Genomic DNA, 14,934 nt, shown 5'->3' with positions numbered 1-14,934 from the left:
GCAGGCGCTGTGCCCGCAGATTGGGTTTGTCGAGTTCGAATTTCAGTGCTCAGTGCGCCCCCCGTGCCAGGCTGTGACGTCAGCCGTTGGCCACGAGTCTGAGCTCGCGGACGGGACGACGCCAGCTTGGGGCCACCATGCGCACAGCGATCTCGAGCATGGCCGGACCATCCAGCGTGCGCGTCAGCATCGCGGCGCCGCCGGTCCAGCGCCACGCGTCGTCGCCGTGATGCTCCGTCGGATAGAAGCCGTCGCCAAAGGCATCACTATCGAGATCGAGGGTCTCGCCATCGATGCGTACCGTGCTGACCGCGACACCAAGGGTGCGGCGATCGGTTAACCCAGGCATGACCTGCGCCAGCACGCTGCTGCTCGATTGCAGCCCGACCTCTTTGGCGGCGGGTACTGCGAACCAGTAGCGGTTGCCGACCACATGCACCGGGGACACGCGGACACCGTCGGCGACGACGGCGAGATCCGCTACACCCGCCCTGACCCAACCCATTTCCTCAGCGCGCGCCTGCAGGCGATGCTGCACCTCTTCGAGTTGTGGGCCGGCAGCCACTATCGGCGCGCAGGCCTCGTCCCAGCTCTTGGGATCGAGCCGGCCATGCAGCGCCACGTGCTCGCCCGAGTTTGAGAACGATGCGCGGTTACCGTCGTCGAGATAGCTCTCGCACGCTAGGCTCTCGGCGAGCAGGACGTCGTGGCTGTCGAGCTCGACGTGGAAGTAGCGGATCGTCTCGACGCTCTGCTGCATGATCGTGGCGCCATTGACAAGGCAGCCGGCCGGAACCAGCACGCCGTCGACGAAGATGGCATGGCCCGGCGAGACGCGCAGGTCGCGCACCGGCAGTCCCGACGCGAAAGCGCCGGCCTTGATGCGGATCGGATTGACCTCATGTGGGCGCGGATGGCGCCCCGGATGCGCAACCGTCTGGCCGATCCACTTGATGGGACGCTCGGCGCCCGACACCGTGATGACAATGTCACCTTTCTTCAGATCCTCGACCGCGATATCGCCGCGCGTCGTGCGGATCAGCACACCCTCGGCAAAACAAGGTTCCGTGGTCGATGGCGGCTCCAGACCGAATGGCGCGCTTTCGTTGCCCCTTGAGAGAGCAATCTGCGTCCCTATCTGGTACTCGGGTATGCTGAGAAAAAAATAGTTGGTTCCCGAGCCCTTAAGCAACAAGCCTTCTGCGCTGTGGGCAACCGCCTCGAATGTGCCCCGCCCCCCTAGAGTAATATTGCTACCATTGACCGCGGTCACCGTGAGAACGTAACCTGGACCTGCAGAAACAGTATTGACGATGTAGCTGTCGTTTCCCTGATCGTTCACGAAGGCGCTGAAGAAACCAGGACCAATTGCCCAGAACTTTGGAGACGCATTCGTTTCATCGAAATTGTTGAATGTCATCCCCTGCAGTCTACTGAAATCCGCAATGCCCTCGGCCATGTATCGCTCCTATTGCGGCGGTGCCAGATCCCACGGTCCAGCTCTCGCCTCGACTGCTAGCTAATGGCAACAGCGCCGGCACCTGTGGGTTTTCTCAGTCGCGCTAGAAAGTGGACACCTCTCACCGACGAACCAACCAGTGATGCGCGCGCGCCACGCCCCGAGCCTCTGTCACCACCCTGAAGCCAATGATTTCGTGACGTCCTGTGGATTTCCACAGGGCTCAGAGCGCCTCTCCTTTGGCATGTTCCCCATCGGCGGCCCTACGCGGCGTGCGTTGCGGCCATGCCATTTGTCGGCGTTCGGGGGATGCGTTGAACCGCGACTGCGGCGCGGCGCGAGGGCAAGTCGGGTATATGGGGAAACGGGAAAGCGACGCCGGTGCTACCGGCGATCCGAGCGCTGTCATAGACACGCCCATCGCGGCGTGTCTCGGTGTGCCGGCGTGGAACCGGGCAGCCATCGCAGCATTCCTGTGCGCTGACAGCGGGACGTCACCCGCATTCTGTCAAGGCACACAGGAGGCGATTGCCATCGCCGAGGCATCCCGCGGTGCGGTCGCCGTGTGGCCTTCCCGCGCGCCTTCTGATTTCGACGAGGTTTCCCGCGCGCGTGGTATTCCTGTTGCCCGGATCGAGGATGGCTTCCTGCGCTCGAACGGTCTCGGTGTGGAATGCCGTACACCGATATCGATCATTGTCGATCGTTCCGGCATCCATTTCGATCCTAGCCGCCCAAGCGATCTCGAGCAGACGCTGAGCAAACGGACCTTTGACGAGGCATTGCTGGCGCGCGCGCGGCGGCTCATCGCGCAGATCGTTCGGTTGGACGTCACAAAATACAATCTGACGACAGGGATTCATGCGCCGCTGCCACGTGGAGAACGAACGGTCCTTGTAGCCGGACAGGTCGAGGATGATCTCTCTGTTCGGTTGGGCGGCGCTGGCGTCACGAGCAATATGGACTTGCTGCGGCGGGCGCGTGCGCTGGAGCCGGGCGCCTGCATTCTCTATAAGCCGCACCCTGACGTGGAGACGGGTTTACGACGCGGCTATCATTCGGACGCGGCACTTTGTCGATATGCGAACCATGTCGTTCGTGACCTCTCGGTGCCGGCTCTTCTTCGCCATGTGGATGCTGTCCATGTTCTCACCTCGCTGATCGGCTTCGAGGCCCTTCTGCGCGGACGTGAGGTTATCGTCCATGGTCAACCATTCTATTCGGGTTGGGGACTGACACAGGACCTCGCGCCGGTGCCTCGCCGCCAGCGACACTTAAATGTGGTTGAGTTGGCTGCGGCGGCCCTCATTCTCTACCCACGCTATCTTGATCCTGAAACCGGCCGCCTCTGCAGCGCTGAAACTGCCGTCGACCGGCTTGTTGAAGGTACCGCGACAGGCGGCCGGGCATTGCCGATGCTGCGCCGGCTTCAGGGCTGGGCTCTCAAGACTTGGCCCGCTGGAAAGGCTGCGTGACCATGTACAGCGGCCGCCACATTCTGTTTCTGCAGGGACTTCCGGGCTCTTTCTTCTTTCGGCTGGGGAGTGCGTTGTCTGCAAAGGGCTGCTGCGTGTACCGCATCAACTTCAACGGCGGTGACCAGTGGGATTGGCCGGGAAATGGAGCAGTCAACTTTCGCGGATCGGAAAGGGACTGGCCGTCATATCTAGCGACGTTTCTGCGTGAGCACGCAATCACGGATATCATCTTGTTTGGTGATTGCCGTCGATTGCACCGGACGGCACGCGGTATCGCGGCAGGACTTGGCGTTCTGGTTCACGTCTTCGAAGAAGGATACCTCAGACCCGACTGGGTGACGCTCGAGCAAGGTGGGGTCAACGGCTTCTCGCCGTTGTCATCCGATCCGGAGTGGTATCGTCGCCAAGCGGTTGAGCTTCCACCAGTCGAAGACGGCCCTCCGCTTCCATCGAGCATGCGTCGCCGTGTGCGGGAGACGATTGTTCACTACGTGTCGTTCACGCTGCTGGCCTGGAGCTTTCCGCACTATCGCACACATCGACCTCGTCCTCCGCTCGTGGAGTCTATGGGCTGGCTTGCACGTCTCGTGCGGAGGCGGACGAGCCTTGCAACGTCAAACGCGATCCTCCGCAGTCTTCGGCCGAGCACGTACTTTCTGTTGCCGCTCCAGCTGGAGTCGGACTACCAGCTGCGCGCGCATTCGGACTTCGACGGCATGCAGGCGGCGCTAGCTGAGGTCATGGCGTCATTTGCCGCTCGCGCCCCGGCCGACAAGGCTCTCGTGGTCAAGGCACATCCTCTGGACAACGGCCTAGTCGATTGGCGCAAACACACGGTCCGCTATGCACAAGCTCTCGGGATCGCCGACCGCGTTCTCTTCATCGAGACCGGCGACATAGATCGGTTGGTACGTCAGTCCCGTGGTGTCGTCACCGTCAACAGCACGACGGGCACGCTCGCACTTGCTGCGGGCGTGCCCGTCATCACGCTTGGGCGAGCGATCTATGCGATTCCCGGCCTCGTTCATCCGGGAACTCTCGACGAGTTTTGGTCCTCACCGGTTGCCCCTGACATCGATCTCTACGCAGCATTTCGTCGGGTGCTTGTGGCGCAGTGCCTTTTGCCAGGCGGCTTCTATGCAAACGAAGAGCTTGCGCCCTTGGTGGCGACTGCAGCCGATCGCATTCTGAACGGGGAACACGTGCCACTTCGCTGGGGGTCTCAGCGTACGGTTCGGCTGACGCCCAGAATATCTTGGGTGGCTGCGGAATGAGCGTCGTAGCGTTGAAACCGATGCGCCGAGCATCTCCGCAATTGAAGTTGCTTCTCCCGGAGAAGCAGCTGTCGCTTTCCACGGATTGCGAAATTCTGCTGGATCTATCGCGTCTGCTGTCGCGTGTCCTGCATCCAACGCCGACCGGCGTCGATCGCGTGGAGATGGCGTACGCATTAGGACTCTTGCGCATCATTCCCGATCAGATTGCCTTCGCCCTTATTCATCCTGCCGGCCCATGCGGTCGCGTCTCCAGGGGCGCGGCCGTCGATTTCCTGCACTTGACCGCGGAACGCTGGCGTCTCGAGGGGCAGGATGAGACGACCGCCAGGCGGTGGCGACGTGCAGCAGCTGCCTGCCTCAAGCTGCTCCCGCGGCCGCAGAAACACAGGGCAGTTCGATCTCGCATCTATCTGCATTGCTCTTCGCGGGGCTTGGAACGGCGCAGCGTCATAGAAAGGCTGTTGGCGCGCGAGCAGGCGCGCTTCCTGCCTTTCGTTCATGACATCATCCCGCTCGAACATCCGGAATATGCGAGGCCATCGGGTGCCGCGCTGTTCCGTCGAAAATTCGAAACGGTCGTTGCCCTGGCGTCAGGCGTTCTTGCGAATTCAGAAGCGACGAAGCGTGCCATCGTTCCACTCCTTGCGGCATCGGGGCGGACTGTTCCCGTGCGGGCGCTGCCGCTCGGGGTTCCAGATCCGTTCGACGCCAGAGGCGCTCAGAACGACAGCGGAACGCAGAGACCTTATTTTCTCGCGATTGCGACCATTGAGCCCAGAAAGAACCACCTGCTGCTCTTGCACGTTTGGCGGCGCATGATCGCGACGATGGCGCCGGAGGCCGTTCCACGCCTCGTCCTGGTCGGGCGACGGGGCTGGGAAAACGAGATGGTTCTGGACCTCCTCGATCGCACACCTAGCTTCAGCGGAGTGGTTGAGGAGTATAGCCGCGTCCCCGACGGGACGCTTCGCGAACTGACGCTCGGCGCAAGGGCTGTGCTGCTGCCTTCGTTCTCAGAGGGCTATGGACTGCCCGTTGCCGAAGCGCTGAGCCTTGGAGTTCCGGTCATTGCCAGCGATCTGCCGGCTTTGCGCGAGGCCGGCGGAGATGTCCCGGAGTATCTGGATCCGCTGGACGGGACCGCGTGGCTGCGGACCATCCTCGACTATATGCCTTCGACATCAGCGCGCAGGGCCGCGCAGCTGTCCCGACTCGCCGGTTGGCAATCTCCATCCTGGGACACGCATCTGAAGGGTGCCCTGGCTTTCATTGCGGAGATGAGCCGATGAGCCGGATAGCGCGCAATCGACGTCCGATGACGCTGACCGAGTTCCTCAACGGGCTAGACGTGCAACGTCACGTGATCGGCGCATTGATTCTACGCGAGCTCCACACTCGGTTTGGGCGCAACAATATCGGCTTCCTTTGGTTCCTCGGCGAACCATTGCTGCTTGGCGGTGCGGTCGGGATCATGCATTCGGGATCCGGGAATCATGGCGCCATAGATCTGCAGCCAATCCCGCTCGCGATGATCGGCTATGTCGGGTTCATGATGTTTCGATCAATCGCGCAGCGGGCGCAGAGCACGTTGATTTCGAACCAGCCCCTTCTCTATCACCGCTTCGTCACCATTTTTGACATGCTTTTTGCGCGCGCAGTCCTGGACTTCTGCGCAGCGGTCGCAACGATGGCGATCCTGCTCTTTGCATTGTGGCTATCGGGCCATGGCAATCTTCCAGCGCGGCCAATCATCGTGGCGGCTGCCATTCTATTGTTGTGGTGGTGGTCGTTCTCACTATCGCTCCTGCTTTGCTCGCTGTGCCATGCGAGCCACCTAGCCGAGCGGCTGTTGCATCCGGTCATGTATCTGATGATGCCGATATCCGGCTGCTTTTTTGCCCTGCAGTGGATACCAGAGCCCTATCGCTCATGGCTGTACTGGTTTCCCATGGTGCAGATGTTCGAACTGCTCCGCTATGGGCAGTTCTACAGCCTCGACGATCGATATGTTGATCTGCCGTATCTGATCGCCTGGTGCTTGTCGTTGACATTCGCCGGACTAGCGACTGTTCGGGTTACACGCCGCTATGTCCATCTGAGCTGATGACTATGCTCGCGGAGGCTCCAATCATGGAAGGCTCAGTCTCGCTTCGCCAACGAGTACCGGAGTTCATGGACGCTGGTCCGCTCCCTCTTTCGCCCGAGCGACCGCGGGCGAAGCGGAGAAGCGAGATCCTGCAGAAGCTCCGAAAGTGGCGTGGCTTTATGCTCGTCGTCGCACTGCCAACCCTCCTGTCAGCGGTCTATTTCTTTGCCATCGCGGCCGATCAATACGAGTCTGAAGCGCATTTCGTCGTGAAGACAGCTTCACAAAGCAACTCCGGATTCAATTCCGGGCTGGCCCAGATGTTCGGTCTGGGAGCGGGGCTCAATCCGTCGCAATCGGAGTCGTTGAGCGTCGGCGACTATCTGACGTCACATGATGCGGTTGCTGCCCTGCAGAGGCGCATGGATCTCACGGCAATGTTTCGGAGGCCGGAAGCCGATGTGATAGCGCGCCTCTGGTACAGCGAGCCTATGGCGGAGGATCTGGCCAGATACTATCGCCGGCAGGTCAAGGTCAATTTCAGCTCCGATACGGGTATTACCACACTCGCCGTCCGGGCATTCCGTCCGGAGGATGCGCACGCCCTGACTGAGGCACTCCTGGAGTTTGGCGAGCAGCGCGTGAACATGCTCAACCAGCGTGCAGTTGAGAATGCGCTGAAGGTCGCGGAACGGCAGCTTGATCAGGCCGAAGCCGCGGTGACAGCGACACAGACCGGCATGACCGATTTCCGGCAGGGCGAACGCGATATCGACCCACAGCGCACGAGCACCGCTCAAATCACGGTAGTTTCGGACCTGCAACGGCAGTTGGCGATTGCTCAGGCGCAACTGTCGACGATGAAGGCAACCCTTGATCCAAAAAGCCCACAATTTATGGCCCAGACGGAGCGCGTGCGTGCATTGGACACACAAGTTCGAAGTCAGGCGAGCCAACTCGCGGGCGGCGATGGCTCCATGGCCCCAACCCTTTCTGCGTACGAGGCCCTCAGGTTGCGGCAGGACTTCGCGGCGAAGCGCTACGAGGCAGCGGCCTCTGCCTTGCAGGGTGCGCGCGAACAGGCCTTGAGGCAGCAGCTCTATGTCGTTCGTATCGTGGAGCCGAACCTGGCGCAGAAAGCCTTGTATCCGAAGCGGTGGTTGACGGTGTTTGCGACCCTCGTGGCTGCGCTCTTGATCTATGGCGTCGGCACATTGCTCGTCGCGGGCGTTCGCGAGCATGTCTCCTAGTGAAATCTGAGTAGGTGTAGCGTTCCATGCTGTCGTCATTGAAACTTCGAAAATCTGCTGGCGTTCCTGTGTCCTTCGAGGTCCATCGTTCGATCGCCGAGGGCAACAAAGCGCGCGACGGCAAGGATTGGCCGCAAGCCGCAATGGCCTATCGTACCAGCCTCGAACGTGATCCTTCCTTGTTTCATATCTGGCTGCAATACGGTCACGCCTTGAAGGAGAGCGGCGAGCCCACCGAGGCAAAGGCAGCCTACCTGGAAGCTGCAAAGCTTCGACCGCAGTCAGGCGAGCCACTTGTGCATCTCGGACACCTGTTGAACGCACAGGGGCAAAGTGCTGCCGCCCGGCAAAGCTACATGGCCGCCGCCAGGCTCAGTCCTCGGCATCCCGACGTTTTTCGCGAAGTGCATCGTCTGGCGGTGGAAGGGGGCAGCAAAGCCGATCAGGAAGAGATCTTGAAGGTCCTCGAAGATCTGAGCGCTGACAGCAACAGTGAAAGGACGACAATGCCGAGCTCAATCGGGGCCGCTCGGTCCGCTCTTGCAGTCGTGGCGGAGCAGCTCAGAGATACGGGATTGTCTGATCGCGCCCAGGCGCTCGAGGCCATCCTTGCTGACAAGGAACTCCTCTCGCCGACCTTCGAGTTCGACGACGCGCCCGCCGACAACAAGGCTGCGGAAGACGTGGTCATCTTCGACGTCTCTGATCTGATGTCGTACTTTCGCAATGCGCGTTTGCCGACGGGTATCCAGCGTGTCCAGATTGAGACCATTGTGCACCTGCTGCGCACGCGGGGTCGTCGGGGCGTGAAGATCTGCGCGTTTGTGGAGCGTCGGGAGGCCTGGGTCGAGGTGCCGGCGGCGATGTTCGGTGCTCTCTCGCAATTGGCTCTGGTCGATGGAGACCGTTCGGCACCGGAATGGCTTGCAGCCCTGAGCCGCCTTCAGCTCATGCTAAACATGAGCGAGCCACTTGAGATGTCGCATGGCGCGACGCTGATCAACTTGGGCACATCCTGGTGGCTGCAGAACTACTTTCTGTTCGTTCGACAGGCCAAGGCGCAGCAGAACATTCGCTATGTTCCGTTCGTGCATGACCTGATTCCGCTCATGGCGCCTGAGCACTGCACCAAAGAGCTGACGCAGGATTTCATATCGTGGCTCATTGGGGTCTTCGATCACGCAGATGCCTTCTTGGTCAATTCAGAGTCGACCAAGGCGGACTTGCTGAAGGCCGGCGAAATGCTGGGCCATCATGTTTCCCCTGATGCCATCTCCGTGGTCCGGCTCGATGCGGACTTTCGTAAGCCAGGCACCGCCGAATTGCCGGGCTCCGACTTAGCAAAGTGGGCGCTAGCGCGCGCGCCGTTTGTCCTGTTCGTTTCAACGATCGAATCGCGAAAGAACCACATCGGTGCTTTTGAGGCTTGGATCGAGCTCATTCGTAAGCACGGCGCACGACATGTTCCAAAGCTCGTCTGCGTCGGCAACAAAGGCTGGCTCAATGATGCTGTTTACGCCAAGCTTGCCAGTCACGATGCGCTGCGCGAACGCGTTGTGATGCTATCGGGGTTGTCCGATGCCGAGCTCGGCCTGCTGTACCGATCGTGCCTGTTTACGTTGTATCCCAGCCGGTACGAAGGCTGGGGATTGCCGGTGACGGAATCGCTTTGTTACGGGAAGGTTCCGTTGCTTTCTGAAGCCTCCTCACTTCCCGAGGCTGGCGGGGATTTCGCTGTCTATTTTGGGACAAGGTCGGCCGCTTCTCTCACAGAAGCCCTCGAAAAGCTCGTCTTTGACGAGAGCTACCGCAAAGCACTCGAAAAGAAGATCGGCTTGTCGTTTCGACCGCGTCCATGGTCCGATATCGGCGAGGATATGGTTGCTGCGGTGTCGCGGCGAAAAGACCGAGCAGCAGTTGAATTCGAAGGCGATTACGCTGCTCCCGAGGCTACGTCCGGGGCTTATCATCCGATCGTCCGTAATTTCGAAACACGGGTATGGCGTGGCCTGAGGTCGGCCGAAGTGTTTCGTGCCGGTGGGGGCTGGTGGGGGCCGGATGACTGGGGTTGCTGGACAAAAGTCCAGGGCGGCGAGCTCAATGTTGGTCTTCCTGATAACGCGAAGCGCTGGCGGCTGTATCTGAGGATTCATGGCTTGCCGACGACAAGCTGCCCATACGAAATCGGCATTGAGGAAACATCGATTGTTCAGACGGGTGTTCTCAAGCCAGGTACTTTTAAGTGGCTGATGTTCGAGCTGGATTCGCCAGTCACTGGATCAACTTTCCGGATTAGCATTCGTGGCGGCTCGACCGAAGACTTGGGGAAGGTCACCGATGGCCTCGATCCACGCGTCGTCTCGATCGGCGTTTGCGGTTTTTTCCTGTGCGCAGCCGACGATCTCATTGCCCGGAATAACTTTCTCGAAGCCGTCAGCCTCGGGAATCTTGAGGACCTTGCATTCAATCGAGAGCGCGTGTCGGAGATCTATGCTGGTGCCAGTGGGTCTCTCTGAAGATGGGTTTGCGTGACACCGGATGGGAATTGCGTCGTGGGGGAACGAACGCTTTGTTCGTTGTCCTGGACGACGGCGATACGTTCGCCCGAGACGTGGCGAATCTGGCTTCTCCGTCCCAGTCATACAGCATCTTGGTCATCGCACGCGGATTGCTTTCCGATCGGATTGACCTGATCGAAATGCTGATGGCGGAACACGGGCCATCTTATGCGCGATGTGTGGTTGTGGGGTTTGGAGCTGCCGGGGGAGACGCGATCAGCTGTGCGCGATCGTTTGGCGCTCAGGCTGTGTTCGCTGTTGCGCCGAGCAGTGCTGACGGCCAATACGCGGGGCTGCAGCGAGCGCGCGGAGATGGTGGTTCCCTGACAGTACATGTTCTCAATGGGAGCAATGACGACGCGAGCAAACTGGCCGTCGATATCGGTGATGGTGCTGTCCCGATCGTCATTTATAGCGACGTGCAGTCTTCTGCATTGTCCGTGGCACTTCGCCAGTCGGCGCGACTCGCGCCGATCATGGAAGCACTGGCACGAGGAGACGGTCTTCCATCTCTAGAGCGCCTTCGAGAGGAATGGCGGAAGCGCTTTCACTATGCGTTCGAGTTGGCCGATGACGCCGTTCTGGAAACGCCGCATGGTGGCCTGCAGATCCGGGGATGGGTGCGGAACGTTGGATCGTATCCGATTGATGCGGGATTGGATCGCATTCTGATCGGCGCCCGCCTGGAGGGACGAGTTGGGACCGCGTCGCAGGAACCCAGAGGTGGCTTCATCAATCCGGTTCTGGCGGCCGGTGAGCGGTCGGCATTCAGTCTGGCGTTGCCGCGTTTTGATGGTGATGAGGACCTTGTTGTCGTTGTGAGCCTCGTTTGCGACGGACGGTTCTGGTTCGACGCTGCCGGCTTTCCCGCCATCCGGTTTGCTGCGGGCAATGGCAACGGCGCAGCGCGAGCGGCGAAGAGAGGGCATGCCGTGACCGCACGTGATCCCGAGGAACAGTTGAACAGCAACGCGCACGCGGCAGAGGCGGCGGACCAGTCCCGATCCAATTCGCTAGAGAGCTACAAGCGCACGCGGCTTGCAATGACTGCCGAGGCGACGCTGGATGACGTCTGGTACTGCTATCGCCTTCTTTTGAATCGTGAGCCCGACGAGGCGGGTTTCGCCGCGCATTGTGACGGTGTTCTACGTGGAATGGCAGTTCCAGATCTCGTTCAGTCTTTCCTCTCCAGTGCCGAGTTCCAAGCTCGGTTGCCTGCTGTGTCTCAACGTGAGCCCGCATAGGCGCCCGGAATTGCCGCGATGATCCAGGACATAGGAACAAGACACTCAGCCCCTCAGCGCAACAGCATGTCGCCACTACGCATTGTCCCCGTGGTACTCTCCGGCGGCTCGGGAACCCGGCTGTGGCCTCTATCGCGTGCCATGTATCCAAAGCAATTCATTACTGGATTAAATGGAGAGCGAAGCAGCCTTCTCACGGCAACGTTGAACCGTTTACCGTCGGAAGGACAATTCTCTTCCCCCCTCATCGTCTGTAACAACGCTCATCGCTTTCTTGTCCGCGAGCACGCGTCGCTGGCCGGTGTAGAGCCTCGGGCGATCGTGCTCGAGCCCACTGCCCGAAACACAGCCCCAGCAATCACCATCGCCGCGCTCATCGCTGCACGCGACGACCCTTCAGCCGTGCTCGCCGTTATGCCCTCGGATCATGCCATTCCGGACAAAGCTGCGTTTGTGAGTGCGATCCAACATGCTGCCGAAGTCGCGCGCCAGGGCAGGATCGTTTTGTTCGGGATAAAGCCGTGTGAGGTGAATACCGGCTACGGCTACATTCTAAGAGCGGATTCGGGCCCCGATAACGACCACCGCGCCTATGAAGTCGCAGGCTTCTTCGAGAAACCGAGCGCGGAGGCTGCCCGCGTATACATCGAGGATGATCGCTATCTTTGGAACAGCGGCATCTTTGTGTTCCGGGCAGATACCTTCCTTGATGAGGCCGAACGTCATGATCCGACTATTCTCTCGGCCGCGCGCTTGGCGCTTGACGGCGCGAGCGAGGATCTTGGCTTCCTGCGTCTCGACGCTGAGGCATTCGCCGCGTCGCCTGCCATCTCCGTGGACCATGCCGTCATGGAGAAGACAGACAAGGCATCTGTTCTGCCTTTAGACATTGAATGGAGCGATCTTGGTTCATGGCTCTCGCTATGGCACACGGCTTCTCGTGACGATCGCGGCAACTATTTTCAAGGCGACACGCTCACGGAGGATACTCAGGGCTGCTATATCCGCGGCGAGAAGGCGCTCGTTGCCACCATCGGTGTCAAGGACCTTGTGATCATCGAGACGCCCGACACAGTCCTCGTCGCAGACAAATCACGTGCGCAGGATGTGGGCCGTGTCGTTCGACGGCTGAGGGAGGCGGGTCGTAGGGAACACGAGCAGCATCTTAGAAACTATCGGCCGTGGGGCTTCTTCGAGCAACTAAGTACCGGCTCGCGCTTCCAAGTGAAACTATTGCACGTCAAGCCTGGCGGCGTGCTCTCGCTGCAGATGCACCATCATCGATCGGAGCATTGGGTGGTGGTGCAGGGCACAGCGCGTGTGACAATTGATGGCGCTGAACGGCTCGTGCGCGAGAACGAGAGTGTCTACATCACCGCAACCGAGTGGCATCGATTGGAGAACCCCGGCAAGGTGCCGCTCGAGCTGATCGAGGTGCAGATCGGGAGCTACCTCGGCGAGGATGACATCATCCGCTCAGACGACATCTACCAACGGGATGCGGATGAGACGCAATAGAGCCGCACACGCTTGGCGATTCCCACTGATACATTGAACGCGCCGCCATGTTTCATGACCAAGGCGTGCGTAACGAACTCCACAATGAGCGGCATTCAACAGCGCTGTAGCCGCGAGTTTTATCAACAATAGAAATTGCGTACTCGAGTGAGAGACACAAGATGCTTTCGCCGCTCGACTAACGGCAAAAGCCCTTAATGCTGGGACGCCGCATTGGTCCTTAGATGCTGCTTATCACGCACACCAATTGCTTCGGGTTATTTCGTCTCGGCCGGACGTCTGCAATTTTATATTTTTGCGAGAAAGAGCGAAATAAGGCCAGCCAAGCCCCAGGGTGCATGATGGTGTGATGGCTATGCCCGTCGTCATAACAGGCAATGAGATGGTATTGCTTCGGGGCCGCAGCATGGAGCTTTCGCACAACGTTTACGATCTCCTCTAGGGTAAAGTGTTCGAGGACATCGGCGGAACAGGCAAGATCGGCGGTAGGGAGTTCCTCAGTCACTACGTTGTGCTGCACGAATTGAACATTCGGTGGCAGATCTTTCAGCAGTGGCGATGCAGCAAAGTCGATGCCGATGACAGTGTCAGCAATTTCGGCTGCGGCCCGTATGAAGCGCCCATTGCCGCAACCGATCTCAAGTATCCTGCGCGCTTTTGTGCCAATGAGATGTGGGAGTTCCGGCACAAGCCAATTGTTTGCTTGGTATCCGTTGTCGTTTTCGTGAAGCTCCTGATAGTGCGTGCTCATCTTGCGCGCAACGGCTCGCGGCGTTGCGCAGAAGGGTGTCAAGCACTCTGCCGACAAACCATTGAGATGTTGAGCGCCGATTGCCCGAGCGACCTCCGTATAGGCATCGATCGCGACCCAGCGGTACGCGGACGCATCAGATATCTGGCGATCGCTCTCTGCGAGATCCGCGGGAGCCGACTGGGCGGCTGGAACACTTGTTTTGGTTGTGTCCCTAGCCATTGTCGCGATGGCACTCGCAGCAATAGAAGCGTACTGCCCAGTTATGGCGCCGGGCAAAAAGCGACTTATAAAGTTTTGAAACGCGCGTGTATCGACGCCCGCATTCATGACCTGTAACAGCTCTGACTGACTTGCAACCGTAGGAAGCCTGGCGATCTGTCCATTGCTGAGCGGTGACGAAAGCCCTCCTTCGAACACAGCAGCAGGTCGACCGAGCAGCATCGCTTCGATTGCGGCGGTGGAGCTGAACGTTACTACACCACTTGAGAAGTGCAGGAGGGTGCTAATTTCTATAGCCTCTGTATGTGATCCTCGATCCGCAACCAGAACATGATCGCTCTTGTTCGGACCAAGAACTTCTGAGCGGGAGAAATAGGACTTTGGCGCCTCCTGCGGGTGCGACTTTACTATCGCGTAGTAGTCGGCACTCGAATCTCCGGCGAAGCGCGTTAGCTGTATCTGGCTCTGCAACAGAGCACTGCCGAACTCGTGCTTCGGAAAATACTGACCTAGATATAGTATGAAGGGCTTGCTTGGGTCGCGCAGCCCCAAAGTCTCATAAACCTTGTCGCGAGCCATAGCTGGGCGGAAATTATAGTAGGTGTCAAACCGAGGTGGGCCTGTAACCACCATAGCTCCGTTGTAGCCACGTCCCATGAATATATCGGCGTGCTCCGGCCCCCACAGGCAAGCCAAGTCCGTTAGTGGCGCCTTACCGACGTACCATTTCTTCGCCTCGACAAACATTCCTTCGGATTGAAGAAGGACAGTCGTCTTTCCCGCTACTTTGAATGCGCGAACTAATTCGGCATTCTGGTTCCAATCGCTCCCGACGATGAGACCATCGTATTGAGATGCAGCACTGGTGAGCGCCGGACGGAATCCCACAATGTCAACGAAGATGGAGTGCTTTGCCATCAGTTCGAGCGAGAGCGGATAGAAGTTCTTGAGATCCAGTATTCCGTTAACGACAACAGCGAGAAAGCGCATTGTGGGATCTTCTATTGGAGGAAGGCTGTTGGGCGTGCGGCAAGCGCCGTCGGCTTCGCGAGCGCAGGAGCAACGTTCTCAATAGCGACAGGTTCTGCCGT

General features: G+C 59.4%; 10 protein-coding genes. 8 read left to right on the top strand and 2 right to left on the bottom strand.

Annotated elements, in window-relative coordinates:
• Positions 1-79 precede the first annotated feature (79 nt).
• A complete protein-coding gene (locus CS1BSM3_RS18335) occupies positions 80-1,459 on the bottom strand; it encodes a Hint domain-containing protein (protein ID WP_072389320.1) in 1,380 nt (459 codons plus the stop codon).
• Positions 1,460-1,815: 356 nt separating this feature from the next.
• Here CS1BSM3_RS18335 and CS1BSM3_RS18330 point away from each other — a divergent pair, with 356 nt between their 5' ends.
• The 8 genes from CS1BSM3_RS18330 (at position 1,816) to CS1BSM3_RS18295 (ending at position 12,870) form a co-directional block, all read left to right on the top strand.
• Positions 1,816-2,934 (top strand): capsular polysaccharide export protein, LipB/KpsS family, encoded by a 1,119-nt coding sequence (locus CS1BSM3_RS18330; protein ID WP_072389318.1) that lies wholly within the window; start codon positions 1,816-1,818, stop codon positions 2,932-2,934.
• A gap of 2 nt (positions 2,935-2,936) precedes the next feature.
• Positions 2,937-4,211, top strand: a complete 1,275-nt coding sequence (locus tag CS1BSM3_RS18325) for a capsule biosynthesis protein (protein WP_072389316.1) — start codon at positions 2,937-2,939, stop codon at positions 4,209-4,211.
• On the top strand, positions 4,208-5,503 hold the full coding sequence (locus CS1BSM3_RS18320) for a glycosyltransferase family 4 protein (protein ID WP_210188808.1): 1,296 nt from the start codon (positions 4,208-4,210) through the stop codon (positions 5,501-5,503). Before CS1BSM3_RS18325 ends, CS1BSM3_RS18320 begins: the two co-directional genes overlap by 4 nt.
• Positions 5,500-6,318: an ABC transporter permease gene (locus CS1BSM3_RS18315; RefSeq protein ID WP_210188807.1), complete on the top strand. Its 819-nt coding sequence runs from the start codon at positions 5,500-5,502 to the stop codon at positions 6,316-6,318. Before CS1BSM3_RS18320 ends, CS1BSM3_RS18315 begins: the two co-directional genes overlap by 4 nt.
• Before the next feature lie 26 nt (positions 6,319-6,344).
• Positions 6,345-7,550 (top strand): KpsE/RkpR family capsule polysaccharide export protein, encoded by a 1,206-nt coding sequence (locus CS1BSM3_RS18310; RefSeq protein ID WP_174263720.1) that lies wholly within the window; start codon positions 6,345-6,347, stop codon positions 7,548-7,550.
• A gap of 26 nt (positions 7,551-7,576) precedes the next feature.
• Positions 7,577-10,066: a glycosyltransferase family 4 protein gene (locus CS1BSM3_RS18305; protein ID WP_083528706.1), complete on the top strand. Its 2,490-nt coding sequence runs from the start codon at positions 7,577-7,579 to the stop codon at positions 10,064-10,066.
• An 8-nt stretch (positions 10,067-10,074) separates the two neighbouring features.
• The gene (locus CS1BSM3_RS18300) at positions 10,075-11,352 is read left to right on the top strand and encodes a hypothetical protein (RefSeq protein ID WP_174263719.1); all 1,278 of its coding nucleotides are present in this window, start codon (positions 10,075-10,077) and stop codon (positions 11,350-11,352) included.
• A 66-nt stretch (positions 11,353-11,418) separates the two neighbouring features.
• Entirely contained in the window at positions 11,419-12,870 is a 1,452-nt protein-coding gene (locus CS1BSM3_RS18295) for a mannose-1-phosphate guanylyltransferase/mannose-6-phosphate isomerase (protein WP_072389308.1), read from the top strand.
• Positions 12,871-13,090: 220 nt separating this feature from the next.
• On the opposite strand, the gene CS1BSM3_RS18290 is transcribed toward CS1BSM3_RS18295, so the two are convergent.
• Positions 13,091-14,833, bottom strand: coding sequence for a methyltransferase domain-containing protein (locus CS1BSM3_RS18290; protein ID WP_072389306.1), 1,743 nt, complete (start codon positions 14,831-14,833; stop codon positions 13,091-13,093).
• Positions 14,834-14,934 lie beyond the last annotated feature (101 nt).

Source organism: Hyphomicrobium sp. CS1BSMeth3 (assembly GCF_900117415.1).
Classification (GTDB): Bacteria; Pseudomonadota; Alphaproteobacteria; order Rhizobiales; family Hyphomicrobiaceae.
The sequence above is the reverse complement of the archived record's forward strand: the minus strand, read 5'-3'. Positions and strand labels throughout refer to the sequence as shown.